The organism is Roseibium sp., assembly GCF_965276855.1.
Lineage (GTDB): Bacteria > Pseudomonadota > Alphaproteobacteria > Rhizobiales > Stappiaceae > Roseibium.
The window spans coordinates 1,772,940-1,796,838 of sequence record NZ_OZ255700.1 but is presented as its reverse complement, the minus strand read 5'-3'; the positions used below and the strand labels follow the sequence as shown (position 1 = coordinate 1,796,838).

Genomic DNA, 23,899 nt, shown 5'->3' with positions numbered 1-23,899 from the left:
TAACACTCTGTTAATACCGGGAAACAGCGTCACCGTCCACGATAAGCATGGTTGCTAAAGGGGTTACATGAAGGCGTGGTTAATCGGCGCATGCGAATTTGCGGCACTGCCATATGCGTGTTACGAATTTTTGGCATGGAAATATCTCACGAGATCACGTCCTATCCATTTTCGATATCCAAGGAGCGCAATGATGACTGCTGACAAAACCGGCTTTGAAGTGCCCGAACAAATGCGTGACTTTGCCGAAAAGAGCGTTGACCAGGCGCGCAAGGCTTTTGATGATTTCATGGGTGCCACCCACAAGGCCGTAACCAATGTTGAAGAGAGCGCCAACGTCGTTCAGGCCGGAGCAGCTGATGTCAACAAAAAGGCGCTTGGATATGCAGAAGAGCATGTAAATGCGGCCTTCAAGTTCGCGCAGGATTTAGTGAAGGCATCGAATGTCGAAGACATGATGAAGCTGCAGCAGGACTACCTTCGGACCCAGATGGAATCCCTTGGCGAACAAGCTCGTGAATTCTCCAACTCCGCGACGAAGGCTGTCTCTGACGCCACCAAGGCCGCTCAGAAAGATTGAGTCTCTCATGAGTGTCTGATTGACGCTGGCGCAGATTATCTGCGCCAGTCAGTGTTGGTCCGAACCCGACTATATGTGATCGTGTCGGAGCTGGTTCTGTCCCCGACCTTTTCTGCGTGGCTCGTCCAGGTGATATGTGTTGACGCGTTTATTGCCAGCCATGCCTGCGCCCGGCCAAAAAAACTCCCGAAGACGCAACGGAAATTTTATTGTGCGCTGCAAAAAAATATTGCAATGCAGCAAAAGATGTCCTATGTAGGGGATGCGGATGACGACAGGGTCCGTCGGGAGATGACCGGCGGAAATCATATTCACCAATGATCGCATCCGAACTCTAGGAGATGAGATCATGACTGACACGACAACTGCTACCAAAACAGCTTCTAAAACCCGCGCAACCAAAGCAAAGGCTGCACCGGCTGCTGCTTTCCCGGATTTCGAAGCATTCGCAATGCCGAAAATGGAAGTTCCGGCTGCTTTCCGTGAAGCAACCGAGAAGAGCATCGAGAGCGCACGTGAGACCTACGCTAAGGTCAAGACTGCTGCTGAAGATGCAACCGATCTGATGGAAGACACCTTTGAAACTTCCCGTCAGGGCGTTGTTGAATTCAACCACAAAGCTGTTGATGCTGCCAAAGTTAATGCCGACGCTGCCTTCACTTTCATCAAGGACATCATGTCCGTGAAGACCCTGGCAGAAGCCATCGAGCTGCAGTCCACGTTTGCACGTCAGCAGTTCGACAGCCTCAGCGCTCAGAGCAAAGAAATGCAGGAACTGGCAACCAAGCTGGGCACCGACGTTTCCGCTCCGGTTAAAGAAGCTATGGAAAAAACCTTCAAAGACATGAAGGTAAACTAAGTCTATCGGCACATGGTGTTTGGACAGCGTATTGTGCCCGGAGCTGAAAGCTCCGGGCATTTGCTTTTCAACAAGCAAAAATTTCTGAAAATTGACGCTTGCCGGTCCGGCAAAACGGCGTTAGAAGACGCCCTTGAAATTGGTGGACGGAAGCTTCACACCGTGCCAATTTAAGGACCTTGTGCAGACGTAGCTCAGTTGGTTAGAGCGTCGGATTGTGGCTCCGAAGGTCGGTGGTTCGAATCCACTCGTCTGTACCATTACTCTCCCACACACAATTGTTCGCCCTCAATATCCTGATGGGTCGCAGAACTCCCTTAACGGAACCGTGTTAGCTTGCATCGGATTTTGAGATGCGGCGGCTATTCGCGCGTCCGCCCATCAGATTTTCAGGGAGTGAGTTTTATGGCGAAGGAACGGCTGGGATTGTGGGGCAGACTGATCCGGTTGCCCGGGAATTTGCTTCTGGCCTTGATAAACGCAACGGCTCTTCTGATCATTGTGGCCTGTGTTCTGGCTCTTCTGGTGATGAACAAGGTTGAGGAAACCGGAACCCGGGTTGCAGGGGCCGTGACTGGAGCAACGCTTGCCCGTCTCCAGGTCACACCGGCTGAATTCAAAGACAATTTGGAAAGCCTGGACACCAGACTGAGCGAGATTTCCGAGCGCCTGAAAAATCGTGGAGAGGAATCTGATGCAGCACTCCGGCGTCAGCTCAGTGAATTGAATGCCAATTTGGTCGGCTTGCGTCAGGCCGCAGATGGCATCCGATCTGCTGGGCCGGACATAACCGCAGCCGCGTTTGACCAGGCGGGCGATCTTTTGACAGATTCGCTCTACACCTTACGCGGCTGCGGTGTCCCCACCAATGTGGTTATCCAGGAGGATGCGGACGGGGCCGCACAAGGATCATCCAATTAAGGTCAGCCTTGAAAGACGTCGGCCCATTCGGGGTGTTTTTGCCGCTGAGCATTCACATAAGGGCATAGCGGCACGATCTTGATGCTGTGCTCCCGCGCATCTGCCACGAGCCTTTCCACAAGCGCCTTTCCAACGCCCATGCCGCGCATACTGTCGGGAACCCCCGTATGATCCGCGATGATCATGTGATCGCTGACAATCGAAAATGTTAGCTCTGCCGGCTCGTCTATGCCGGCAACCGTTGCAACGTAGCGCCCCTTTGCGCTGTCTTTCGTCAGCGTGATTGTGATTTCGGCGGAATGCGACATCATGAACTCCTTGAAGATCGGCGCGCAGAGTACCTCTGCGCGCACTTTATAGCCTGTCGTGTTCAATTGAATGCAGACTGCTTCAGGTTTCGCGTACGAGACAAAGCCGAGTGGCAGCGAAACCTGAATCCGTTTGAACGTGACTTGCTCTAGGATGTAGGGCGGTTACGCCGCCAAATCGAAGAGCAGGAACTCAGAATCTTCCTGAGCGCTCAAGGAGACGGCGCCTTGCTCCAGGAGACCGAGACCGTCGCCGGCGTTGAGTTGTTGTCCGTTAACACTCAGTGCACCCTTGACGACCTGCAGCCAGACCTTTCTGCCTGGGCGGATATCAAATGCAAGACTGCGATCGGCGGAAAGGAGCGACCCATAAAGGTCGAGGTCCTGATGAATAACGAGCGATCCCTCACGGCCGTCACGGGACCCGATCAGCCTCAGCGCATTCTGTCGCTCTTCAATCGGGAACGCCTTTTGGTCGTAGCTCGGCGCGAGTCCATCCTGCTCTGGTACGATCCAGATTTGCAGGAAGTGGACGGGATCCGTGTCGGAAGCGTTGTATTCGCTGTGGCGGACGCCTGTTCCGGCTGTCATGCGTTGCAGTTCGCCGGGGCGGATGACGGAGCCGGTGCCAATGCTGTCTTTGTGCTCCAGCCCACCAGAGACAACATAGGAGATGATCTCCATGTTCTCATGCGGATGAGTTGGAAAGCCGGCAGACGGTGCGACACGGTCTTCGTTGATGACGCGTAGCGCTCCGAAACCGATGTAATTCGGGTCGAAGTAGGAGCCGAACGAGAAAGTGTGTTTGCTTTTCAGCCAACCGAAGTCGGCATCGCCGCGGGCGTCAGAGGCGCGATAAATCTGGGACATGGTGACGATCCTTTTCATACTTTGGCGGGGATGTCCCGCGCTGCTGGGGCTAAGATCGTCATGCGTACTGTTTTATACAATGAGCCGAGTGTTTAACGATTAGTCATCGTTTTTTGAACAATCACATGGATTGCTGATGGCATCACGCAATATCAGCGAGGGCTCCGTTTTCTCTTGCGATGGCTTTTACCCGAGCCGCATCCGGTTTGACGGTTTGGCCATCCGGAGCAAAGGCTTTTTTGAACGAAAACGCCCTGACGTTTGGCCCATTGTCCATCAAATCCTCAAATCGGCTAACCGCTTCCGTCCAGTCCGGCTGGTGGCCAGCCGGGATCCACCACAAGACATATTCCGGGACACCGGGTCTTGCTAGATGCCATTTGCTGCCCTGCCGATAGGCGTCTCCATGGTGTCCGTGGTAAGTCGCCGCCATGAGGGCCTCGATCGTCTCCCAGACTGACAGGGTGGAGGGTGCCCAGCCGTCACCATTGCTGTTCTCCCAGCATTTGGGAAAGACCTGCGGTCCCCAGCTCATCGGACCTTCCTCGCCCTCGTATCCTGACCGCGCGATGAATCCGTTCGCGCGCTCCATTTCCGCGAACGCGCCGGGCTCGGCGTCGCGAAACCCTTTGACCGCATCCGATTGATAGGGAGCGATGAACTGATTGAATGTATATACGGCCAGGTGATGCGACTGCATTAAGCCTCCTTTTTTTGCGAAAGCATCAAAAGAGGCGTCGCCCAATAATATCAATTAAAAATTGCGCCCATCATGCGTGTTTGTGAACTGGTGCGTTCCATCAGCATCAAGAGTTCGTGCTCAATCTTGTGTCGGAGCCGGCGTAATTCTCCCTGCGAGCAGCTGTACTTTTTGTGCATCAGGATTCGTTCGCCGTCCCGCCGGATCAAAAACCTGTTTGAAGGAAAAGGCGGACGCGCTCGGGCCATTGTCCAGTAGGCCTTCATACCTTCCAACGGCCTCTGCCCAGTCTGGTCTGTGGTCTTCGGGTACCCACCACAAAACGTAAGAGGGGATGTCTTTTTCCCGAATATGCCATTGGTGACCGAGCCGGTACGCATGACCATGATAGCCGTGATACGTAGCCGCAATCAGTGCTTCAATTGAAGTCCAAAGCGAGAGGGTCACTGGGGCCCAACCGTCGCCGTTCAAATTCTCCCAGCACTTTGGCATGACCATTGAGCCCCAGCTCGCCGGTCCGTCTTCGCCGCGATACCCGGAGCGCGCGATGAACCCCTCGCATTGTTCGACAGCCGCGAAGGCTCCAGGCTCGACGTCGCGATAGGCCTTGTTCCTGTCCGCAAGAAACGGCGCAGCCAATTCATTGAAAGTGTATACGGCAAGGATTTTGGACTGCATTTCAGCTCCGCTACTTAAGCTGCTTCCGGAAAGATATGGCGCGCAATTCAGAAGTGCCAGTGTTGTTGCGTCGTACCGTGCGAACCAGGCTCGGGGTTCAAATGCATATCTATGCCGAACCGGAAACGCAGTTGTGGCCTTTTGTTTCTGACCAAGCTGACTATTGTGCGCGCTGCGGACCGTTTGACTTTCGGCGGGGTTTTCGATCACCGATATCCGCTCAGGAATACGACAAGGAGCCTACGTGGAAGATCTCAGTTTTGTTTCGCTCGCCTTGCTGGCGGGCGCGTTGCTTGCGACAGGCCTTGTCGCCGGGATTATCGCAGGCCTCCTTGGTGTTGGCGGCGGCATCGTGATCGTACCGGTGCTTTATTACATGTTCACCGCTTTGAAGATCGATCCCGCGATCCTGATGCATGTGGCCGTCGGCACCTCTCTTGCAACTATTTTGGCAACTGGTACCTCTTCCGCGCGGGCACATTACAACCGCGGCAGTGTTGATATGGACCTTCTAAAACGTTGGTGGTGGGCAATCGCGATTGGTGTGATTTCAGGTGCCATGATTGCCGGAAACATGTCCGGCGGCGCGCTGACCCTGGTTTTCGGCGTCGTCGCTCTTTTGGTCTCGGCCAACATGTTGTTGCGCAAAGAGGGCTCGGCGCTCGCAGACCAACTGCCGGGATCTCCAATCAAGGAAGTGCTTGGTTTCCTGATCGGCGGGATCTCGGTCATGATGGGCATTGGCGGCGGAACGCTCGGTGTTCCGACATTGACTTTGTTCAATTATCCAATCCGCAAGGCAGTCGGGACCGCGGCGGCAATCGGACTGATCATCGCGGTGCCTGGCACATTATTGTCAATCTTTTTTGGCTGGGGCGCGGAAGGCCTTCCTCCCTTGTCACTTGGTTACGTGAACCTGATCGGATTCTTTCTGATCATTCCAGCGTCAACTTTCGCCGCGCCGCTTGGGGCGAAAATTGCGCACGCGATTGATCCATCCAAACTCAAACTGATCTTTGCCTTGTTTCTCGGTTTCACGGGCTTGCGCATGATTTACGATGTCATGATGTGAGCGGGTCAATTCAGCAAATTTGGTGATCATCTTGATGAACAACTTTCATTGGTTCTTGTGTTCCGGATCAGGGACAATGACCGACAGTTGTTCATCAGCGATCGCAATTTGCCGACGACAGGAATGAAATGTTGGAACGGAGTGTCACCCTGAGCGTCAAGGGCTGTGTTCAGGGAGCTTTGCTTTGTGTGCCCGTGTTTCCGGGGGTAATTGCGCTGGGGGCCGTGTTTGGCACTATCGCAGCGCAAAAGGGTCTGACCTTTTTGGAAACCATTCTGATCAATTCCTTGGTCTTTGCCGGCGCGAGCCAGTTCGTGGCGATGGAAGTCTACAGCGATCCGCTGACCTGGGGGTCACTGATCGCGATGGTTGGTGTGACTGCCGCTGTCAACATGCGCATGCTGTTGATTGGCGCGAGCCTGCGGCCCTGGTTGGGGCAGGTGCCGGGTTACAAGACCTACCCGTCGCTGTTCTTCCTGACCGATCTCAACTGGCTGATTTCTCTTTCGGAGTATGACAAGGGCACCCGGGATTGGGGCATCTATCTCGGCAGCGGCTTGATCACATGGGCTGTGTGGTCGTTGTCCGTGATCCCAGGCTACTTTGCAGGCAGCCTCATCTCCGATCCAAAAGTGTTTGGCTTGGATGTCATATTGCCGGCTTTCTTTGCCGCGCTGCTGGTTCCGCTCTGGAAAGGAAAACGTCAAACCGTCAGCTGGCTGGTCGCAGGTGCCGTGGCCACGGCAACGTGGTTGTTGGTCGGCGGATATTGGAGCATCTTCACCGGTGCGATAGCAGGTGCGTTGGCGGGGGCTTATCTCGATGACTGAGGGGATGTTTTCCGCTGACGCAATGTTTGTGCTTGCCGTGCTCGGCATGACCGTTGCGACATATACGTTGCGTGCCGGTGGGTATTGGGTCATGGGCCGTCTTCCTTTGACCCAGCGGGTTCGCCGCGGACTTGAAGCGCTGCCGGGAGCCATCATTGTCTCGACCGTTTTGCCAATCGTTCTACAGGGTGGACTGGCGGTCGGGCTCTGCCTGATTGTTGCCGCCGCGGCGCAGATCAAGCTCCGCAAGGAATACATTGCCGTTTTCTGTGCCGCGGCTGCCGCCGCCGGCATGCGGGCCGCCGGGATCTAAATCACAGACCTGGCACGTTCCAGCGTCGTCTGCGCCGGGCCGCCCGCATCAATTATCTCCCAGAACATGGCGCCAAGATCATAGGTCAGTTGCCGGTCGACAATTTCGGCCGTTGCATCCGAAGCATCGCCGGACCGGGCGGCAACGCGGCTTTTGAGCGTATCGGGATCAGCGTCTAGCCAGATGCCGTGAAACTCGGATTCCACCCGGGCGGCTATGGTCTCGATCGCGGCCCGTTCCGTCGCCGATGCAAAGACGGCATCAAAAATTGCAGAATGTCCGGCAGCCAGCGCGGTTTGAATATCGCTATCGATAGCTTGGTAGACCTTGTCTGACGCTTCCCGCGTGTAGGCGCTTTGCGGGGCCTTTTCTGTTTCGGAAAGGCCGAGCAGACGTTTGCGTTTGACGTCTGTTCGCAGGACCCGCGCACCTGGTGCGCGGCCGACATCAGGAGCGAGCCCATAGGCAAGTGTGGTTTTTCCGGTGCCGGACAACCCGCCGACTGCGATCAGTTTTGTCGGCGTGGGTTCCAGGAAAGCCAAGGCATAGCCGAAGTATTCTTTCGCCTGGTTTTGCTGATGTTCTTTGGTGACGGGATCGGCTTGATTAAGCGCGGAAGCCGCTGCGATCTTGGATCGGATTGCAGCTCGCATCATCATGTAGAAGGGCAGCGCGGCCAAACCCTGAAGATGTTCGGGCAGATTGCTCAAGTCCAAATACCGATTGAAGACCCGATTGGCCGCTGTTCGTTGACCGCGCTCCCAGAGATCCATCAACAAGAAAGCCAAATCGTACAAGACGTCATTTGTCGCGATGGCGTCGGAAAACTCAACGGCATCGAACAAGACCAATGCATCCTCGATCAGTACGATGTTTCGCAGGTGCGCGTCGCCATGACAGCGCCGCACAAAGCCCATATCCCCGCGTCTTAGAATTAGATCGTGAATTGAGGAGAGCGCGGTACGCGAAGCAAGCGTCAGATGTTGAACGTCGTCCGGCGGGAACAGGTCCGGATGTTCCCGGAAAGCCTTGTCATTTTGCTCTACGTAGGACGTGAGTTCTGCAAAGAAGTCACCGCCTTTGCGAAGCGGGGCATTTGCATGGGCTTCCACCATCATCTTGGAGAGCTTGTCGCAAAGATCGTTGGAGAGGTCTGTGGTTTTTGCCAGGATATCCAGCTCGTCCCGGCGTTCGAACCGGTTCATTTCAACAGCCCATTCGACGGGCTCTCCGGTGCCATCCAAGGCCAGTGACCCGTCCCTATGGCGTGTTATTGCCAATGCGCGCCGGTACACTTGCGGAGCATTTGCCTGATTGACCGTGATTTCCGCTTTGCAGGCCTCTTCGCGCAGCGCCAATGTCGAATAGTCCAGGAAAGGGAACTTGACAGCCCGTTTGACCTTGTAGGCCTTGGAACCCACGAGAAACACGATGTTCGCATGCGTGTCTATGCGAACGACATCCGGGCGCGCCGGATCGTCAGACGGAAGACTGTCAAGAAAGGCAAGCGCTTCGGTCTGTGTCTCTGCATGATCCATATCGGGTCCTTCATCTGTCAACGCGTAGTCTGCCGCTTAAGGGCGTTCACAGGTTTGATTCTTCTCAATGTCAGGCAACAGCGATGTGGCACATATAGACTTCAATGTCAGTACAAGGAGGGCACCATGAGCGACTTTCCAGCTTTGAAAAAGATCAGGCTGAACCTGGCCCGGACGAAAGAGTTCCCGCAAGGCTCGGCGCGCCATGGGTATGAATTCACGGCACCGTTGGACGAGACCGGGCATATCGATGCTGGCCTCTGGAAAAAGGAGCGCGATCATTGCCGTGTCCGGCGGTTTTGGGGCGATGAAGTAGAGGAAATCGGTCACTTGATCCACCGCCCGGGCGGGTCTTGGGCGTTTCACTATGACATCGACGGCGACGACGATGACGAGGCGGGATACCGGTTCGGGACACACGCTTTCACACCGGGTGAATATGTGTCGATCAAGGATGAGGATGGGGACTTGCACACCTTCCAGGTCGTGACTGTTCAATCCATCTGATCACGACATTTGTTGCGAACAATCACGAAAGAGCGCCATTTCCGGCGCTCTTTTTGTTTTGTATGGGGCTTAAGTTTCTTACCAGTTGGAATGATCTTATTGCCAATTAATCTGATAATTCCCTCTCACCCGACTGTGTTTGTTACGCTATAGAATGACCATTAGTTTTTTTAGGCTCGGGACAATGAACATGACACAGAAAACCGGTGGCCAATTGTTGGTGGACGCTCTTGAACGCCATGGTGCAGAGCGGGTCTTTTGCGTGCCCGGCGAAAGCTACCTTGCCGTTCTGGATGCCCTACATGATGCGTCGATCCCGGTCACGGTCTGCCGTCAGGAAGGTGGCGCCGCGATGATGGCGGATGCACACGGCAAACTGACAGGCAAACCGGGGATCTGCATGGTGACGCGTGGGCCGGGCGCCACCAACGCTTCCGCAGGTGTTCATGTGGCAGCCCAGGACTCCACGCCGATGATCCTGTTCATCGGCCAGATCGAGCGCGGCATGCGCGAACGAGAAGCCTTTCAGGAAGTAGACTATCGGCAAATGTTTGGCGGTATCGCCAAGTGGGTGGCCGAAATCGATCATGCTTCGCGTGTGCCTGAATTTATCTCCCGCGCGTATCACGTTGCGACCTCCGGCCGTCCGGGACCTGTGGTTCTGGCGCTTCCAGAAGACACCCTCGTTGAACTCGCCGATGCGGCTCAGCCACCTGCCTGGCAACAGGTCGAAACGCATCCGGGACTGTCTCAGATGGCGGATCTGCAAAAGCGTCTCTGGGAAGCGGAACGCCCGATTGCGATCCTGGGCGGAAGCCGCTGGTCTGAAGATGCGGTTGCCGCGTTCACCCGTTTTGCCGAGCGCTTCGATCTACCGGTGGCCTGTTCCTTCCGCCGGCAAATGCTCTTTGACAATCTTCACCCGAACTATGCCGGCGATGTCGGTATCGGGATCAATCCGAAACTGCTGGATCGTGTAAAATCCTCAGATCTGATTTTGTTGGTGGGTGGCCGCTTATCTGAAATGCCGAGCCAGTCTTATACCTTGCTGGACATCCCTTCGCCGACCCAGCAGCTGGTACATGTCCACGCTGATCCGGAAGAACTAGGCCGGGTGTACCGCGCTGATCTTTCCATCAATGCCAGCCCGACCGGGTTCTGCAAGGCGGTCGAAGGTCTCCAGCCGTCAGCCGAGCTAAAAGGGGCAGGCGCAGCCGCCGCGGCACACCAGGATTATTTGGAGTGGTCCGGTGCCCGCCCGCAAACGCCGGGCGATCTGCAAATGTCGGGTGTCATGGAGTGGCTGGAAAACAATCTTCCCGAAGATGCCATTTGCACCAACGGGGCAGGAAACTACGCCACCTGGCTGCATCGGTTCCATCGCTTTCGCCGGTTTGGAACCCAAGCAGCGCCAACATCCGGATCGATGGGTTATGGCCTGCCGGCAGCTGTTGCGGCCAAGCTGACATTTCCGGAACGCGAAGTTGTGTGTTTTGCCGGCGACGGATGCTTGCAGATGACCATGCAGGAATTTGGAACCGCCTGTCAGGACGGCGCCAACATCATCCTGTTGGTGATCGACAACGGTATGTACGGCACCATCCGCATGCACCAGGAACGGAATTATCCAGGCCGACCGTCCGCTACCAAGTTGGTCAATCCGGATTTTGCGGCGTTGGCCCGCTGCTATGGCGCATTTGGAGAGACGGTACAAACCACGGATGAATTTGGACCTGCTTTCGAGCGGGCGCGTGCCTCAGGCAAACCGGCCATTTTGCATCTGAAACTGGATCCGGAAGCAATTACGCCGGCGGCCAGCCTTTCACAAATCCGGACTGCCGCCCAGAAGAAGTAGTCTCAAGTCACGTGTGGAATGACAAAACGTCGGGCGATTATATCAAACTGCCCGGCGCGCCGTGGTGTCAGCTGTCATCTTCCGGAAGATCGCTGACCGGCAACACCACGTTTGAGATCCCCGGATCATCGAGAGATGTCGTGATCTTGAAGCCGAGCGCCTGGCACATGGAGATCATCGACGTATTCTCCTTCAGGACTTCACCCTTGATGGTCTGAATCCCATCGGCCTTGGCATACCGGATGATCAGTTTCATGAGCGCCCAGCCAAGGCCGAAGCCCTTCAGGTCTGAGCGGATCATCACGGCATATTCACCGGTCTGGTGGTCAGGATCTGCGTGCAGGCGGACCACACCCAGAAGCGACCCGTCATCCGGATCCAGGGCGGTGAACGCCATGGCCCTGGCGTAATCAAGCTGCGTCAGACGAGCTAGAAACCGGTGGCTGAATTCCCGAACCGGCGCGAAGAAACGCAGGCGAAGATCTTCCGGTGAAATCTGTTCAAAGAATGCCTTGAACATGTCTTCATCTTCCGGCCGAACAGGCCGGACGAAAATCTGCCGTCCGCCTTTCACGGTCAGTGTTTGTTCCCATTCCTTTGGGTAAGGCGCGATCGCCAGCCTGGATCCGCCTGTCCGGCCGGGTTTTTTCTCCGGGTGGCACAGGGTCATACGGGCGTCCAAAGCGATCAATCCACTCGGCAGCAACACCATTGGATTGATGTCGAGTTCCTGAATTTCCGGAATGTCGATCGTAATTTGAGAAAGTTTGACCAAAGCTTCTGCCAGAGCTGGTTTGTCGAGTGAGGGACGGGACGGGCCGCCGCCCAAGAGGCGTGAAATCCGGGTCCGGTCGATTTGCGCTTCGGCCAATTTGAGATCGAGCGGCGGCAGCTCAAAGGCGATGTCCTCGCTTTCTTCAATAGCCGTGCCTCCTTGGCCGAAGACAAGCACCGGGCCAAATTCAGGGGTTTCAGCAAGACCAAGATAAAGCTCGAGCCCGTGCCGGTCTTCAAGCATGGGGTGCACGGAAACTCCTGATATGCGCGCGTCCGGGTAGTTTTTCTGTGTCTTGGCAATCAGTTCGCGCGCCGCATCTTCAACGGCAGCTGGGTTTTCCAGACCGAGCCGGACACCATCGATTTTCGACTTGAAGGGCAGGTCGGGAGAAATGAGCTTGGCAACGCAGTGTTTGGCTGTTTTGAAAAACGGTTCCGACAAAGCGCCGACATCCTCAGGCTTTTCTGCCATATCGGTCGCCATGATGGGAATGTCATAGGCCGCCAAAATATCGCAAACTTCCTTCGGTGTGAGCCAAATGCGCTCTTCCGCGAGGGCCGCTTCGACGATTGCCCGGGCCTGTGCGCTGTCCGGCGTAAAATTGGCCGGTAAACTCGGTGGGGCCGCCATCAGGAATTCCCGAGCCTGAGCATCATGGGCCAGATGCATCAGGCTTCGAGCGGCTTCCGCAGGGCTTGCGTAATTCGGAACCTTGGCTTCCGTCAGAACTTCGCGTGTTGCACTGTCGCCGCCGATCAGCCCGGCAACCAGAGCTTTCCGCCGTCCCGGCCGTTTCCGGTCCAAGGTCGCGGCTTCTGCAACGGCCGTTGCCAGGACGGGGAGGGGCTGGAACGCACTTGCGGCCTGCAGGACGACCGCACCATCGACATTCTTGTCTTTCAAGACAGTCGTGATCGTTTCCGTAAGATCTTCGGCAGCTGTTGCTTCGCGCAAGATGACGGACGCTTGCGCGGCGGATGTGTCGTCCAGATCGTTCGATGGGCCAAGGAACGGCTGCAGGTGTTCAAGCGTCTCCGGGCTCAGCGACGCAAATTGAGCGCCGAGGGCGTCTAGCCGGTCATACGCGAGGTTTGCCAGGCTCCGGCCGTTCGCAATGACGGCAAGGTTCCGGCATTGAGGAACGCGGACATGAGATAGCGTTTCAAGCGCTTCGAACATCTCGTCAAGGTCGTAAACCCGAAGGAGGCCGGCGCGGCGGAACGCCGTTTCATAAACGAGATCCGGCTTTGCGAGACGACCGGCGTGCGTCCGGCCCGTCCCGCCCGTATCACGGCTGCGCCCGGAGCGCAGCACGATGACGGGTTTGCCGCGGGCTGCAGCCCGGGCGGCAGACATGAACTTATGCGGAACCGCGACGCCTTCCAGATGAAGAACAATGGCACGGGTCCGGTAGTCCTGTGCGAAATAATCAATCAAGTCGCTGACATCGACGTCGATGCGCGCGCCGAGTGAGACGATTGATGAAAACCCGGTGTTGTGGGTCTTCGCCCAGGACAATGTCGCGTTCAAAACAGCGCCGGACCGGGAGAAAAAAGCGATGTCACCTTTGCCGGGCACTTCGGCACTCAACAGCGCATTCAGCCCCTTTGCCGGAACGGAAATGCCAAGACTGCCTGGTCCGATCAGCCGGAGCGTGGTCTTGCGGGCAGCCTCCCGGCAGGCCTGCATGATTGGCTCCGGCCAGTCTTCATAACCGGGCGAGGGGATTAGAACCGCGCGCGTTCCGCGGTCTCCAAGTTCTTCAATCACCTTGGGCAGATGTTCGGCCTTGGCGAGGTAGATCACCAGATCAGGCGCGTGGTCCAAATCGGCCAACGACAGGACGCTGGTCCCGTTGAACGGCACCGAATAATCGATCCCGACCAGGGTAACCTTGTGTTGGGTTTCGATGGCCTGAAGGCATTCGATGAGCTTGTCAGTCAACACGCCCGGATGTCGGCAGGGACCAAGGACGGCGATGGACGTTGGGGCAAAAAAACCATCGAGATTGCGGATGGTCACGTCGGGATCCTTTCCCGGTCAACTGCAGGCATTAAGGAGATTAGCGGAGATTTAAGACAAAAAAATACCCGCACCCAAAAAAGTTGGGTGCGGGATTGTGGCATATCGACGGGCCGTTAGTGGGCCATCAGCACCGGCACTGTCATGGCTTCCAGAATTTCGCGCGTCGCTCCGCCAAACAGGAATTCACGCATACGGCTGTGGCCATAACCGCCCATCACAACAAGATCGTTGCTGTTGTCCGATACGTAATTGAGCACCGTGTCCGCAACGCCGGTTTGCGGGTTGGAAACGACGTCAATCGTCACATTCATGTTGTGGCGGGCGAGATAGTTCGCAACTTCCGCGCCAGGCTGACCTGCCTCGGAGTTTGTCTTTTTCTCGATCACCAGAACTGTGACCTTGTCTGCCTTTTCAAGCACTGGGATCGCCGCGTGGATGGCCCGGGTCGCTGTCGAGCTGCCATCCCAGCCGATCAGCACATTGTTCGGCTCAAACGATTTGCTGCCGATATAGGGCACCAGCAGAACCGGGACGCCACTTTCGAAAAGGATTGTCTCGATCAGGAGTTCGCGCATCGGCTCCGGTTTGTCCGGATTGCTTTGGCCGATCATCACCAGATCCGTTGGTCGGCAATGCGCCAAAACATTATCAAGCGGGCCGCCTGTGAGGATCTCGGCCAAGCGGCTTTCGCTCTTCACCCCGGCCAGGCGGGCAAACTCGTCGAACTGTTCTTTGGCGTCTTTCGCTGCCGCTACGGCCTGATCATGGGCTGCTTGAAGATAATCGACGGGCATTGGAGCTGCGGCAAATGCCGGCACAACCGGTTCGAACGAAACCGCCAGACCGGTCACGTGCGCATCATGCACCCGCCCGAACTCCAAAGCATATTTTGCTGCCGGCTGATCGCCCGCCAAATCCAGGACCGTCAAAATATCTTTAATTGGCATAATACCCTCCTATGGCTGGCAGTCAGTTTTGCCCCAGCCTTGTGAAAAATCTATATGCCTCTGCAAATTGGCGTCTTTGACCCTTATCAATTCAGGCTTGGAATAGCGGCGTGCTGGCGGCTTGGAGAAAAATCGGTAATAAGAAGCCATGTCGACCCGTTGGCTCATACTCTTGCTGCCGCCTGTATTGATGGTGGTTTGTGCGGCTGTGCTCGCTCATGTCTTCCAGGAACTGGATGATGATAACGTTGACCGCTTAGCCGCAGAACGGTTGACGCTCTACCGGCAAACCATCATCGGTGAGTACCAGAAATACCGGTATCTTCCTTACATGATTGCCCGGGACCCGCGAGCGACCGCCGCGATTGGTCTCGGCCAACCGGTGGAAAGTGCCAATCGTTTTCTGGAAGAAATGGCGGAAAATTCCGGTGCAGACCTTCTTTATGTCATGAACGCTGCTGGCACGACACTGGCGGCTAGCAACTGGCAAAAGCCACTGTCCCTTGTCGGTCGGAATTACGGGTTCCGGCCTTACTTCACGGCGGCGATGCGAGGTGAGGAGGGGCAGTTTTTTGCCATTGGTTTGACCACCGGCCGGCCCGGTTTGTTCCTGGCCCGGCCGACCCCGGTGGAAGGGGATCCGGTTGGGGTGGCCGTTGTTAAGGTGGATACCAGCGAGCTTGAAAACGCCTGGGCCGAAGGTGGGGAGCTGGTCTTTGTCACCGATGCGGACGGTGTCATTTTTCTATCAAGCCAGCCGGAGTGGCGCTATCGCACTTTGGCCGAGCTTCCGGCTGCAACGCGGGATGCGATAGCCAGTAGCCAGAAATACGCAAATGAACCGCTTGCTCCGATCAGTGACGCGCCAGTAACCGGGCCAAACCAGCTGACTATTGGCGGGCAGGCCTATCGGCACAATTCGACTGATGTGGATCTGCTCGGCTGGAAACTGCATTTTCTTGTCCCGCAGGCAGAAGCGCACAAGAGCTTGTTGCCGATATGGGTGATCACGCTGACACTTTGCCTTCTCTATGCGGTTATTGTGCTTGGGCTGCGCGGGCAGAGGCTTCGCCGGGCCTCCGCGGCACTCCGTCAGGAATCAGCGGATCTGAAGGAACTGAACCAGCGGCTGGTTGGCGAAATCAAGGAGCGCCGCCGTGTTGAACACGCGCTTCTGGAGGCACAACGGGGCCTTGCGCGCTCCAGCCGTCTCGCTGCAGTCGGTGAAATGTCCGCTGCCGTCGTCCATGAACTGAGCCAACCCCTGGCGGCGCTCAGAATGTTTGTTGCAGGCACCCGCAAGTTCCTTGAAAAAGGCGACACTCGAACGGCTGCAGAAAACCTGCAGGAAATAGAATCCTTGCAAATGCGCATGGCGAGCCTGACCCAAGAGCTTAAGAGGTTTGCCCGTCCGGGTGAGAGCCGGATCGAAACCGTCGACCTTCGCGACAGCATTCTTGCAGCCGAAAAAATCGTCCGGCCCAGGTTTGAAGAAACGGGTGTTACGCTGAAAATTGCGATGCCGGACCAGCCCTTGATCGTAGAGACGGCCCCGTTGCGGATCGAGCAAATCCTGGTCAACTTGTTGCGCAACGGCGCAGATGCGGCCGCCGCAGAAGACAGTGGTGAAGTTCGGCTGCATATCGTTGAGACTGGGGACACGGTTGTCGTGCGGGTGCTCGATAACGGGCCAGGGATCCCCATGGATCTACGTGAACGTATTTTCGATCCGTTTTTCTCAACCAAAACAAGTGCGGAAGGGATGGGGCTGGGTCTGGCCATCTCCATGCGAATTGCAGAAGACCTCGGCGGTGATTTGGCGGTCTCCGCAAACGTGCCGCGCGGTGCTGCCTTTGAACTCACGGTGCCGGCTGTCAAATCGGCAGAAATGACGGATACATCTTTTGTCCGTCTGGAAGCAGAAGTTGCTGAATGACAAGGCTTAATTCAAAACCATCTCAATCCACGAACACCCCGGTTCTGATTGTTGACGACGATCCGTCCATGCGCGCAGCGCTTCGCCAATGGATCCGCCTTGCCGATTTCGAGACGATCGAAGTGGCGACCGCCGACCAGGCGATGGCGGTTCTCAATCCGGACTTTGGCGGCTGCATCGTCACGGACGTGATGCTGGATGGCGATGACGGCATGACATTGCTGCGCAGGATTGGAGAACTGGACGGTGATTTGCCGGTCATCCTGATCACCGGCCATGGCGACGTTCCGATGGCGGTGGAAGCGATGCGTGCCGGTGCTTATGACTTTGTCGAAAAGCCTTTCGATCCGGACCTGATCGCCGAGGTTGTTCGGAGGGCCTGCAACCGCCGTGCGCTTGTTCTGGAGAACCGGGCGCTGAAGACCCAGATCGCGGACAGTTCGAGCCTTGAAAGTCGGCTGATCGGCAACAGTCCAGCCATGCAGGCGTTGCGGCAACAGATCCTGCATTTTGCGCAAACGGATGCGGCGGTTTTGATTACCGGTGAAACCGGGACGGGAAAGGAAGTGATCGCTCAGGCACTCCATGATTACAGCGCCCGCAAGGACGCTCCGTTCATGGCGATCAACGCTGCCGCATTGCCGGAAACAATGGTCGAGGCCGAACTGTTCGGCCATGAGGCGGGTGCCTTCACAGGCGCGGACCGCCAACGCATTGGCCGGATCGAGGCTGCGAACTCCGGTGTCTTGTTTCTGGATGAAATTGTGTCGATGCCGCTGCCGCTCCAGGCAAAACTGCTCCGGGTGCTGCAGGAGCGGAAGGTTGACCGGATTGGTGGCCACCGGCCGGTTGACGTCGATATCCGGCTGGTAAGTGCGGCAAATGTTGATCCGCGCGAAGCGGTGGCTTCCGGCCGGTTGCGGGAAGATTTACTATTCCGGTTGAATGCAATCGAACTCGCAATTCCGCCACTGCGGGAGCGCGGCAGGGACAGCATCTTGCTGTTTGACACATTCCTCAACCGGTTTGCAGTTCAATACGCCATGGAGGCACCAACGCCGAGCGCGCTTGATGAAGCGTTTTTACAAACCTACGGATGGCCGGGCAACGTCCGTGAATTGCGCAATGCGGCCGAGCGGTTCGTTTTGAACGCGCAGGTCAATCCGCAACCGCTGGAAACTCTTGTCACCGGGCGGCGCGATGAGGTGTCGCTGATGGCAGCAGGCGGATTGAAGGATCTCATGGACGCTTATGAGCGGTCTTTGATCGAAGGGGCCTTGAGGCGTCATGGTGGTAAGGTTGCCGATGTCATGCGCGAGCTGAATGTGCCTCGCCGGACGCTCAACGAGAAGATGGCACGTCTCGGATTGAGCCGGGATCAAGCGAGCGACCCGGAAACGGGAGCGGCCTGAAACTCAGCGATCGGCGAAAAATCGCCGACGCAATATGAGTATCGGCAAGATCTCGCCTAGGTGCGCTGCGGTAGTTTTGTGCTGAGCCCGAAAAAGCCGCCAGTTTGCCCAGTTTTCGGTTGTCAATTGAAGCTGGCACGGGTCATGCTTATTGGGCTCTGACTTGGTCAGCTCCTCATTGCTGGCCGGGTGGTCAAGAGATTGAGCCAATAATCTGGGAGGATTTCATGCTCACGTCACTCAAAGCCGCGACCGCGGTATCCGCGGGCGCCCTTGCCCTTATTTTCGCAACCGAGACTTTCGCTGCCGATGTCACCTGGAACGTGTCCCTTTGGGGCAAGCGCCGGGCGTTCACTGAGCATGTCGAGAAGCTTGCTGAGCAGGTCGCTCAAAAGACCGACGGCAAGTTTGAAATCGTCCTGCACTATGGTGGCGCGCTGTCCAAGTCCCGTGAGAACCTCGATGGTATCTCCTTCGGCGCTTTCGAGATGGCTCAGTTCTGCGCATCCTACCACGCCGACAAAAACCCGACATTGACCGTTCTTGAACTGCCGTTCCTGGGCGTTTCAGATCTTGAGACCGAAGTTAAGGTTTCCAAGGCGCTCTACGATCATCCGGCTGTCCAGCAGGATCTCGGCCGTTGGAACGCCAAACTTCTGATGCCGTCTCCGATGCCGCAATATAACTTTGCCGGCAAAGGCGATGCTCCGGTATCTGTTTCCGATTTCGACGGCATGCGTGTTCGCGCGCTGGGTGGTCTCGGCAAACTGATGGAAGCAGCAGGTGCTGTTCCGACATCCGTGACCGCATCTGAAACCTATCAGGCGATTGACTCCGGCACAGTGCAGGCCGCTGGCTTTGCTCCACATGCTCACCTGTCTTTCCGGGTCGTTGAAGTGGCCGATTGGTGGACCAAGAACCTGAATCCGGGCACCGTTCATTGCCCGATCGTTGTCAATACAGACGCCTACGCAGCGCTTCCGGATGACTTCAAGGCCGCCCTCGACTCTTCCGTCGATCCGGCCCTCGACCATTACCTGGCTACCTACGCCAAGGTTTACGACAAGTGGTGGCCGGAGCTGGACAAACTGGGCATTCAGCAGGTTGAATTCTCAGATGAGGAACTGTCGGCATTTGCCGAAAAGGCCGGTCCGATCCACGCTGCTTGGATTGAAGAGCAAACCGCTAACGGTTTGCCGGCTCAAGAGTTGCTCGACATGGTCAAAAAGACCATCGCTGAATAACGTCAGCCTCACTTGAACTCGAAGATGTCTCTCCGGCACCAACTGCCGGGGAGACTTTCCACAGGGCTGATTTCATGAACACTTCTCCTCAATCGGGCGGTTCAGACACCGACCGTCCCACAACATATATCCGGTTCGATGGATGGCTTGGTCACGTTGAAAACGGATTCAACATGATCGCTGCCTTCTCCATTTTGTCGCTGATGTTTTTGGCTGTTGCCCAGGTCTTGGGCCGGTTGTTCTTCAACACGCCGATCCCGGGTTTCATCGACATCACCGAACAGGCCATGGCGATTTTTGCCTTTGCCGGTGTGGCATATTGCCAAAGAGTTGGCGGTCACATCCGGATGGAAATCGTACTCGGCAAATTGCGCGGCAGAGCACTGTATATCTGCGAAATGATCGGTGTGATCGTGATCGCCTTTACGGTCGCCTTGTTGATCTGGGGTTCCTGGTTTCACTTCGACCGCTCCTGGTCGATTGGTGACAGCACCATGGATATCCGGCTCCCGACCTGGCCATCGAAACTCGTGATTCCCGTTGCGTTGAGCCTGCTGTTCTTGCGCCTCCTCATGCAAATTTACGGATATGCCCGATTGGTCCGCGATCCTGACCGTGAGCCGGTTGCCGTCCCTGTCATCGAGGACGTTGAAAAGGTCGCCCAACATGAAATCGAAGAAGCCTTTGGCGACGACGCTGTTGCAGGAGACACCAAATGACACCGTTTGAAGTAGGTCTCCTGATGACCGGCGTCTTGCTGGTCTTGGTCATCATGGGTGTCCGGGTGGCTTTTGCCGCTGCCTTCGTGGGGCTGGTTGGCCTTATCCTGCATTTCTCGCTGAAGATGGGATTTGAGCGCGGCTTCTTTGTTGCACTCAAGATGGCGGGAACAATCCCGCATTCCAAATCCGTCACCTACGCCCTCTCGGTTTTGCCGACCTTCATTCTGATCGGCTTCTTGGCGTTCTATGCAGGCTTCACGAAACAGCTGTTTGAGGCTGCGAAGCGCTGGCTTGGCTGGATGCCGGGCGGTATGGCCGTTGGCACGGTCTTCTCTACGGCAGGTTTTGCAGCCGTATCCGGTGCATCTGTGGCAACGGCTGCGGTTTTTGCCCGCGTTGCGATTCCGGAGATGCTCAAAGAGGGATACTCGCCAAGACTGTCCGCCGCTGTTGTGGCAGCAGGCGGAACGTTGGCATCTCTGATCCCACCATCTGCAATCCTGGTGATCTACGCGATTCTGGTCGAGCAGTCGGTTGGCAAACTGTTGATCGCAGGTTTCTTGCCCGGTGTGTTTTCTGCCTTGATTTATGTGGCGATCATTGTGGGGGTGTCCGCCTGGCGCGGGGATGCACCGGCCATTAAGGGGTTCACCTGGAAACAGCGGTTTGAGAGTGTCCCGGGTACCTTGCCGATTGTGGCGGTGATCGGGATCATTTTCTGCTCCTTCTTTTTCGGACTGGCCACGCCAACAGAGGCCGGCTCACTCGGGGCGTTCGTGGTTCTGATGGTCGCATTTGCAAAGGGCATGAAGTTCCAGCAACTCGGCCAGGCGCTCCATGAGACTGCCAAGCTGACGGTCATGATTTTCACCCTGATCTGGGGCGTTCTGGTTTATGTCCGCTTCCTCGGCTTTGCCGGGTTGCCGGAAGCATTCCGGGATTTCATCGTCGCCCTGGAGTTCTCTCCGTGGCTGATCATGATCTGCATTCTGCTTGCCTATGCCGTGCTGGGCATGTTCATGGATGCGATCGGCATGTTGATCCTGACATTGCCAGTGGTCTATCCGGCGGTTATGGCGCTGAATGGCGGCGAGGGCGTTTCGGCGGCCGACAGTACTTTCGGGATGTCGGGCGAAGCGTGCGCGATCTGGTTCGGTATTCTGGTGGTGAAGATGGCGGAGCTCTGTCTGATCACGCCGCCCATTGGGCTCAACTGTTTCGTGGTGTCGGGCGTGCGCCCGGACATCCCCGTTCAGGAAGTCTTCCGCGGCTGTATCCCGTTCTTCATTGCGGATGTTCTGACGATCGCCGGCTTGCTTGCCTTCCCGTCGATCATCACCTGGCTGCCATCGCTGATGGGGTAGATCTGACTTCGAGTTCGCCCAAAAAAGAAAGCCGCCGGATTTCCGGCGGTTTTTTTATTGGTAAGCCAGCGATCAAAGATCGTAGCGGTTGGCGCCTTTGGTTCCCGGGAGCAGACTGTTGGCCAACAACAGATAGACGTTCAAAAAGGGAACGAGGTAGCCAATACACCAATAGCCAGCCAGACCTCGATCTTGAAATCGGCGCGCTTCGAGAGAAAACCGCAGCATCATCATCACAAAGCAGAATGTCAGGAACCGAAGTACAAAACCGGGATCGTTGCTTGCTGTCGCGATGTCTCCCCAGTTAAAGGACCCGGCAGCTTGGGCAAACGCGATATATCCAATAGCTGAAGTGAATGTGTAGGCGGACCCGATAATCCAGTAATCGAGCCGGGACACGCGGCCCTGAAAGCCGAACAGTGTTCGGTAAACAAAAGACACGGCAGCCCATACCCCACGGCTTTTCGCGCCGTGGGCGTCACGTTTTGCCGGGCTGTAGGCCGGCGCAGTGAATGTCGCCGATGCCACCGGCGGCAGAGAAATTCCACGAGCCGTGTTTTGCTGTTTCAACTGATTACGCAAGTCCTTAGACGCTACCCGCATTGCCTAAAACCCGTTTTTCATCCGGCGAAACCTCTGTCGCAGGGCGTTTCGGCGTATTTTCAGCCGGCAACGTGCCTCCACAGGGCTCTGTTCTTATGGCGCTGCAGTTTAGGCGGGGCGCATTAAGTGAATAGAAAGAGAATGGATCAAATCGTTGTCAAATTGAAACGATCCGCGGTTGTTGGATCCACAGGGGCCAGGAGAACAACGAAAGCTGTCTAACTCTGTCTAGAACAGACTACCCTGGTCAGCCGCCGGCTTTTGTGACGCGGCTTTTTTCGGCGCGGTTGCCTTGGATTTCTTTGGCGCTGAGCCGCCGTTCATGGCAACAGCATCGATTGTACCGTCAGCCAGTTCAACGGAAAGCGCCGCACCGGACCCGATTGCGGACGCGGAACGGACCGGTTGACCGTCTGCATCGCGCACCACGGCGTAGCCACGGGCGAGCACATCCTTGTAGGAAAGCGACTTCAGAAGTTTCTGCAGTCCGTCCAGCTTGGCTGCACTGTCCTTAAGCCGGGTCAGGTAAGCCCGGTCAAGCCGGTCGCCGAGGCCAGTTACGCGTTCCTTGGAAAGCGCGGTTTGCTGAGACAGCCGAGAGGGTGTCAATCGGGCCACAACAGCGTCAAACGCCTGGCGTTTTTGCGCAATCCCGACAGATAGGGCCCGCTGCTGCCGGTCACCGGCAACCGAAAGGTCTTGCCGTGCCTTCGTACTGAGCCGCGTAAGCACGATGGGGGACAAGCGCGCCGAAGCGTTCTGATACGTAGAGCGGTGATGTTTGGTGTTGACGATCAGGCCGCGTTCCAGGCTGTTGGCCGCCGTGTCGAACCGCTGCCGGGGCAGAGCCAGCAAATCTCGGGGGGCGGGGAGGGCCGCGCTTGCGGCGCGCAGCTCCGTTCGCCGCGACCCGACAAACCTCTGCAAGCCAGTCGACAGTCTTCGCGCCCGGTCATCAACCATGGACATGAGCTCGGCCTTGACCGGAACCGCAATCTCGGCAGCCCCGGTCGGCGTCGGAGCCCTGAGATCTGCTGCCAGATCGATCAATGTCCAGTCGGTCTCGTGGCCAACAGCCGAAATCAGGGGGATCTGGCTTTCCGCCACTGCCCTGACAACAGCTTCTTCATTGAAGCCCCACAGGTCTTCGATGCTACCACCGCCCCGGGCAACAATAACGAGGTCCGGGCGTGGAATCGCCCCGCCAGGCTGCAAGGCGTTAAAGCCCCGGATTCCGTTGGCAACTTCCGCACCGCTTGTTTCGCCCTGAACCCGGACAGGCCACACAAGGACATGGACCGGAAACCGGTCGGAGATGCGGTGCAGGATATCGCGGATCACCGCCCCGGTGGGGGATGTCACAACGCCGATTACATTTGGTAATGATGGCAGTGAGCGTTTGCGCTCTTCGGCAAAGAGGCCCTCGGCAGCGAGCTTCTTCTTGCGCTCTTCAAGCAACGCCATCAGCGCGCCGGCGCCTGCTGGTTCCAGTGCGTCGATGACCATCTGGTATTTGGATTGGCCCGGGAACGTTGTGATCTTGCCCGTTGCGATCACCTCCAGACCTTGTTCTGGCTGGATCTTCAATTTGGACGCAACGCCGCGCCAGATAACACCGGACAAAACCGCGCGGTCATCCTTCAGATCCAGGTAAATGTGGCCCGAACCTGGCCGCGAAATACGCCCCAATTCGCCGCGCACCCGCACATAGCCGAACGCGTCTTCCATCGTGCGCTTGATGGAAAAGGAGATTTCCGAGACGGAAAACTCAGCGACGTTGGATGTGGTATCGGCCAATTGCGTGATTCCTTTTTGCCTCGTGAAATTGGCGGTTGGG

At 56.6% G+C, this 23,899-nt stretch carries 22 protein-coding genes and 1 tRNA gene; 14 read left to right on the top strand and 9 right to left on the bottom strand.

The window, feature by feature from the left end:
• Positions 1 to 190 precede the first annotated feature (190 nt).
• From ACQY4Z_RS08215 to ACQY4Z_RS08200, 4 genes are all read left to right on the top strand, one after another.
• A complete protein-coding gene (locus ACQY4Z_RS08215) occupies positions 191 to 580 on the top strand; it encodes a phasin (protein ID WP_133948536.1) in 390 nt (129 codons plus the stop codon).
• Positions 581 to 929: 349 nt separating this feature from the next.
• On the top strand, positions 930 to 1,439 hold the full coding sequence (locus ACQY4Z_RS08210; RefSeq protein WP_133948534.1) for a phasin family protein: 510 nt from the start codon (positions 930 to 932) through the stop codon (positions 1,437 to 1,439).
• A 183-nt stretch (positions 1,440 to 1,622) separates the two neighbouring features.
• Positions 1,623 to 1,699, top strand: a tRNA-His gene (locus ACQY4Z_RS08205).
• 145 nt (positions 1,700 to 1,844) lie between these two features.
• Complete coding sequence (locus ACQY4Z_RS08200) at positions 1,845 to 2,360, top strand: hypothetical protein (protein ID WP_428528284.1); 516 nt, start codon at positions 1,845 to 1,847, stop codon at positions 2,358 to 2,360.
• 2 nt (positions 2,361 to 2,362) lie between these two features.
• On the opposite strand, the gene ACQY4Z_RS08195 is transcribed toward ACQY4Z_RS08200, so the two are convergent.
• From ACQY4Z_RS08195 to ACQY4Z_RS08180, 4 genes are all read right to left on the bottom strand, one after another.
• On the bottom strand, positions 2,363 to 2,713 hold the full coding sequence (locus ACQY4Z_RS08195) for a GNAT family N-acetyltransferase (protein ID WP_428528282.1): 351 nt from the start codon (positions 2,711 to 2,713) through the stop codon (positions 2,363 to 2,365).
• A gap of 120 nt (positions 2,714 to 2,833) precedes the next feature.
• Positions 2,834 to 3,538: a pirin family protein gene (locus ACQY4Z_RS08190; protein WP_428528280.1), complete on the bottom strand. Its 705-nt coding sequence runs from the start codon at positions 3,536 to 3,538 to the stop codon at positions 2,834 to 2,836.
• A 142-nt stretch (positions 3,539 to 3,680) separates the two neighbouring features.
• Positions 3,681 to 4,238 carry a DUF3291 domain-containing protein gene (locus ACQY4Z_RS08185; RefSeq protein ID WP_428528278.1) on the bottom strand — a complete coding sequence of 186 codons (558 nt, stop codon included), beginning with the start codon at positions 4,236 to 4,238 and terminating at the stop codon, positions 3,681 to 3,683.
• 120 nt (positions 4,239 to 4,358) lie between these two features.
• On the bottom strand, positions 4,359 to 4,916 hold the full coding sequence (locus tag ACQY4Z_RS08180) for a DUF3291 domain-containing protein (protein ID WP_428528276.1): 558 nt from the start codon (positions 4,914 to 4,916) through the stop codon (positions 4,359 to 4,361).
• 244 nt (positions 4,917 to 5,160) lie between these two features.
• Here ACQY4Z_RS08180 and ACQY4Z_RS08175 point away from each other — a divergent pair, with 244 nt between their 5' ends.
• The 3 genes from ACQY4Z_RS08175 to ACQY4Z_RS08165 all read left to right on the top strand — a co-directional run bounded on the left by ACQY4Z_RS08175 (position 5,161) and on the right by ACQY4Z_RS08165 (position 7,131).
• On the top strand, positions 5,161 to 5,988 hold the full coding sequence (locus tag ACQY4Z_RS08175; RefSeq protein WP_428528274.1) for a sulfite exporter TauE/SafE family protein: 828 nt from the start codon (positions 5,161 to 5,163) through the stop codon (positions 5,986 to 5,988).
• 128 nt (positions 5,989 to 6,116) lie between these two features.
• Positions 6,117 to 6,818, top strand: coding sequence for an AzlC family ABC transporter permease (locus tag ACQY4Z_RS08170; protein WP_428528272.1), 702 nt, complete (start codon positions 6,117 to 6,119; stop codon positions 6,816 to 6,818).
• Entirely contained in the window at positions 6,811 to 7,131 is a 321-nt protein-coding gene (locus ACQY4Z_RS08165; protein WP_428528270.1) for an AzlD family protein, read from the top strand. The genes ACQY4Z_RS08170 and ACQY4Z_RS08165 overlap by 8 nt, the downstream gene beginning before the upstream one ends.
• On the opposite strand, the gene ACQY4Z_RS08160 is transcribed toward ACQY4Z_RS08165, so the two are convergent.
• Positions 7,128 to 8,669 carry an AAA family ATPase gene (locus tag ACQY4Z_RS08160; RefSeq protein WP_428528268.1) on the bottom strand — a complete coding sequence of 514 codons (1,542 nt, stop codon included), beginning with the start codon at positions 8,667 to 8,669 and terminating at the stop codon, positions 7,128 to 7,130. The two genes, ACQY4Z_RS08165 and ACQY4Z_RS08160, sit on opposite strands and share 4 nt — an antisense overlap.
• 126 nt (positions 8,670 to 8,795) lie before the next feature.
• Between ACQY4Z_RS08160 and ACQY4Z_RS08155 the strand changes: the two genes are divergently transcribed.
• Together ACQY4Z_RS08155 and ACQY4Z_RS08150 are read left to right on the top strand one after the other, a co-directional pair.
• Positions 8,796 to 9,176 carry a hypothetical protein gene (locus ACQY4Z_RS08155; protein ID WP_008193842.1) on the top strand — a complete coding sequence of 127 codons (381 nt, stop codon included), beginning with the start codon at positions 8,796 to 8,798 and terminating at the stop codon, positions 9,174 to 9,176.
• A 190-nt stretch (positions 9,177 to 9,366) separates the two neighbouring features.
• Entirely contained in the window at positions 9,367 to 11,031 is a 1,665-nt protein-coding gene (locus tag ACQY4Z_RS08150; RefSeq protein WP_428528266.1) for a thiamine pyrophosphate-binding protein, read from the top strand.
• 67 nt (positions 11,032 to 11,098) lie between these two features.
• Here the strand turns inward: ACQY4Z_RS08150 and ACQY4Z_RS08145 are convergent, their stop codons facing one another.
• Together ACQY4Z_RS08145 and ACQY4Z_RS08140 are read right to left on the bottom strand one after the other, a co-directional pair.
• Positions 11,099 to 13,831 (bottom strand): bifunctional acetate--CoA ligase family protein/GNAT family N-acetyltransferase, encoded by a 2,733-nt coding sequence (locus ACQY4Z_RS08145; protein WP_428528264.1) that lies wholly within the window; start codon positions 13,829 to 13,831, stop codon positions 11,099 to 11,101.
• 116 nt (positions 13,832 to 13,947) lie between these two features.
• Positions 13,948 to 14,781: a universal stress protein gene (locus ACQY4Z_RS08140; protein ID WP_428528262.1), complete on the bottom strand. Its 834-nt coding sequence runs from the start codon at positions 14,779 to 14,781 to the stop codon at positions 13,948 to 13,950.
• Positions 14,782 to 14,929: 148 nt separating this feature from the next.
• On the opposite strand from ACQY4Z_RS08140, the gene ACQY4Z_RS08135 reads away from it, so the two are divergent.
• From ACQY4Z_RS08135 to ACQY4Z_RS08115, 5 genes are all read left to right on the top strand, one after another.
• Positions 14,930 to 16,717: a sensor histidine kinase gene (locus tag ACQY4Z_RS08135; RefSeq protein WP_428528260.1), complete on the top strand. Its 1,788-nt coding sequence runs from the start codon at positions 14,930 to 14,932 to the stop codon at positions 16,715 to 16,717.
• Positions 16,714 to 18,129 (top strand): sigma-54-dependent transcriptional regulator, encoded by a 1,416-nt coding sequence (locus ACQY4Z_RS08130; protein ID WP_428528258.1) that lies wholly within the window; start codon positions 16,714 to 16,716, stop codon positions 18,127 to 18,129. The genes ACQY4Z_RS08135 and ACQY4Z_RS08130 overlap by 4 nt, the downstream gene beginning before the upstream one ends.
• Positions 18,130 to 18,356: 227 nt before the next feature.
• Entirely contained in the window at positions 18,357 to 19,373 is a 1,017-nt protein-coding gene (locus ACQY4Z_RS08125) for a C4-dicarboxylate TRAP transporter substrate-binding protein (protein WP_209172603.1), read from the top strand.
• Positions 19,374 to 19,447: 74 nt separating this feature from the next.
• Entirely contained in the window at positions 19,448 to 20,092 is a 645-nt protein-coding gene (locus ACQY4Z_RS08120) for a TRAP transporter small permease subunit (protein WP_428528255.1), read from the top strand.
• Entirely contained in the window at positions 20,089 to 21,459 is a 1,371-nt protein-coding gene (locus tag ACQY4Z_RS08115) for a TRAP transporter large permease (RefSeq protein ID WP_409689071.1), read from the top strand. The genes ACQY4Z_RS08120 and ACQY4Z_RS08115 overlap by 4 nt, the downstream gene beginning before the upstream one ends.
• 72 nt (positions 21,460 to 21,531) lie before the next feature.
• On the opposite strand, the gene ACQY4Z_RS08110 is transcribed toward ACQY4Z_RS08115, so the two are convergent.
• Both ACQY4Z_RS08110 and xseA read right to left on the bottom strand, forming a co-directional pair.
• Positions 21,532 to 22,062 carry a DUF805 domain-containing protein gene (locus tag ACQY4Z_RS08110; protein WP_428528253.1) on the bottom strand — a complete coding sequence of 177 codons (531 nt, stop codon included), beginning with the start codon at positions 22,060 to 22,062 and terminating at the stop codon, positions 21,532 to 21,534.
• 228 nt (positions 22,063 to 22,290) lie between these two features.
• On the bottom strand, positions 22,291 to 23,859 hold the full coding sequence (gene xseA / locus ACQY4Z_RS08105; protein ID WP_428528251.1) for an exodeoxyribonuclease VII large subunit: 1,569 nt from the start codon (positions 23,857 to 23,859) through the stop codon (positions 22,291 to 22,293).
• Positions 23,860 to 23,899 lie beyond the last annotated feature (40 nt).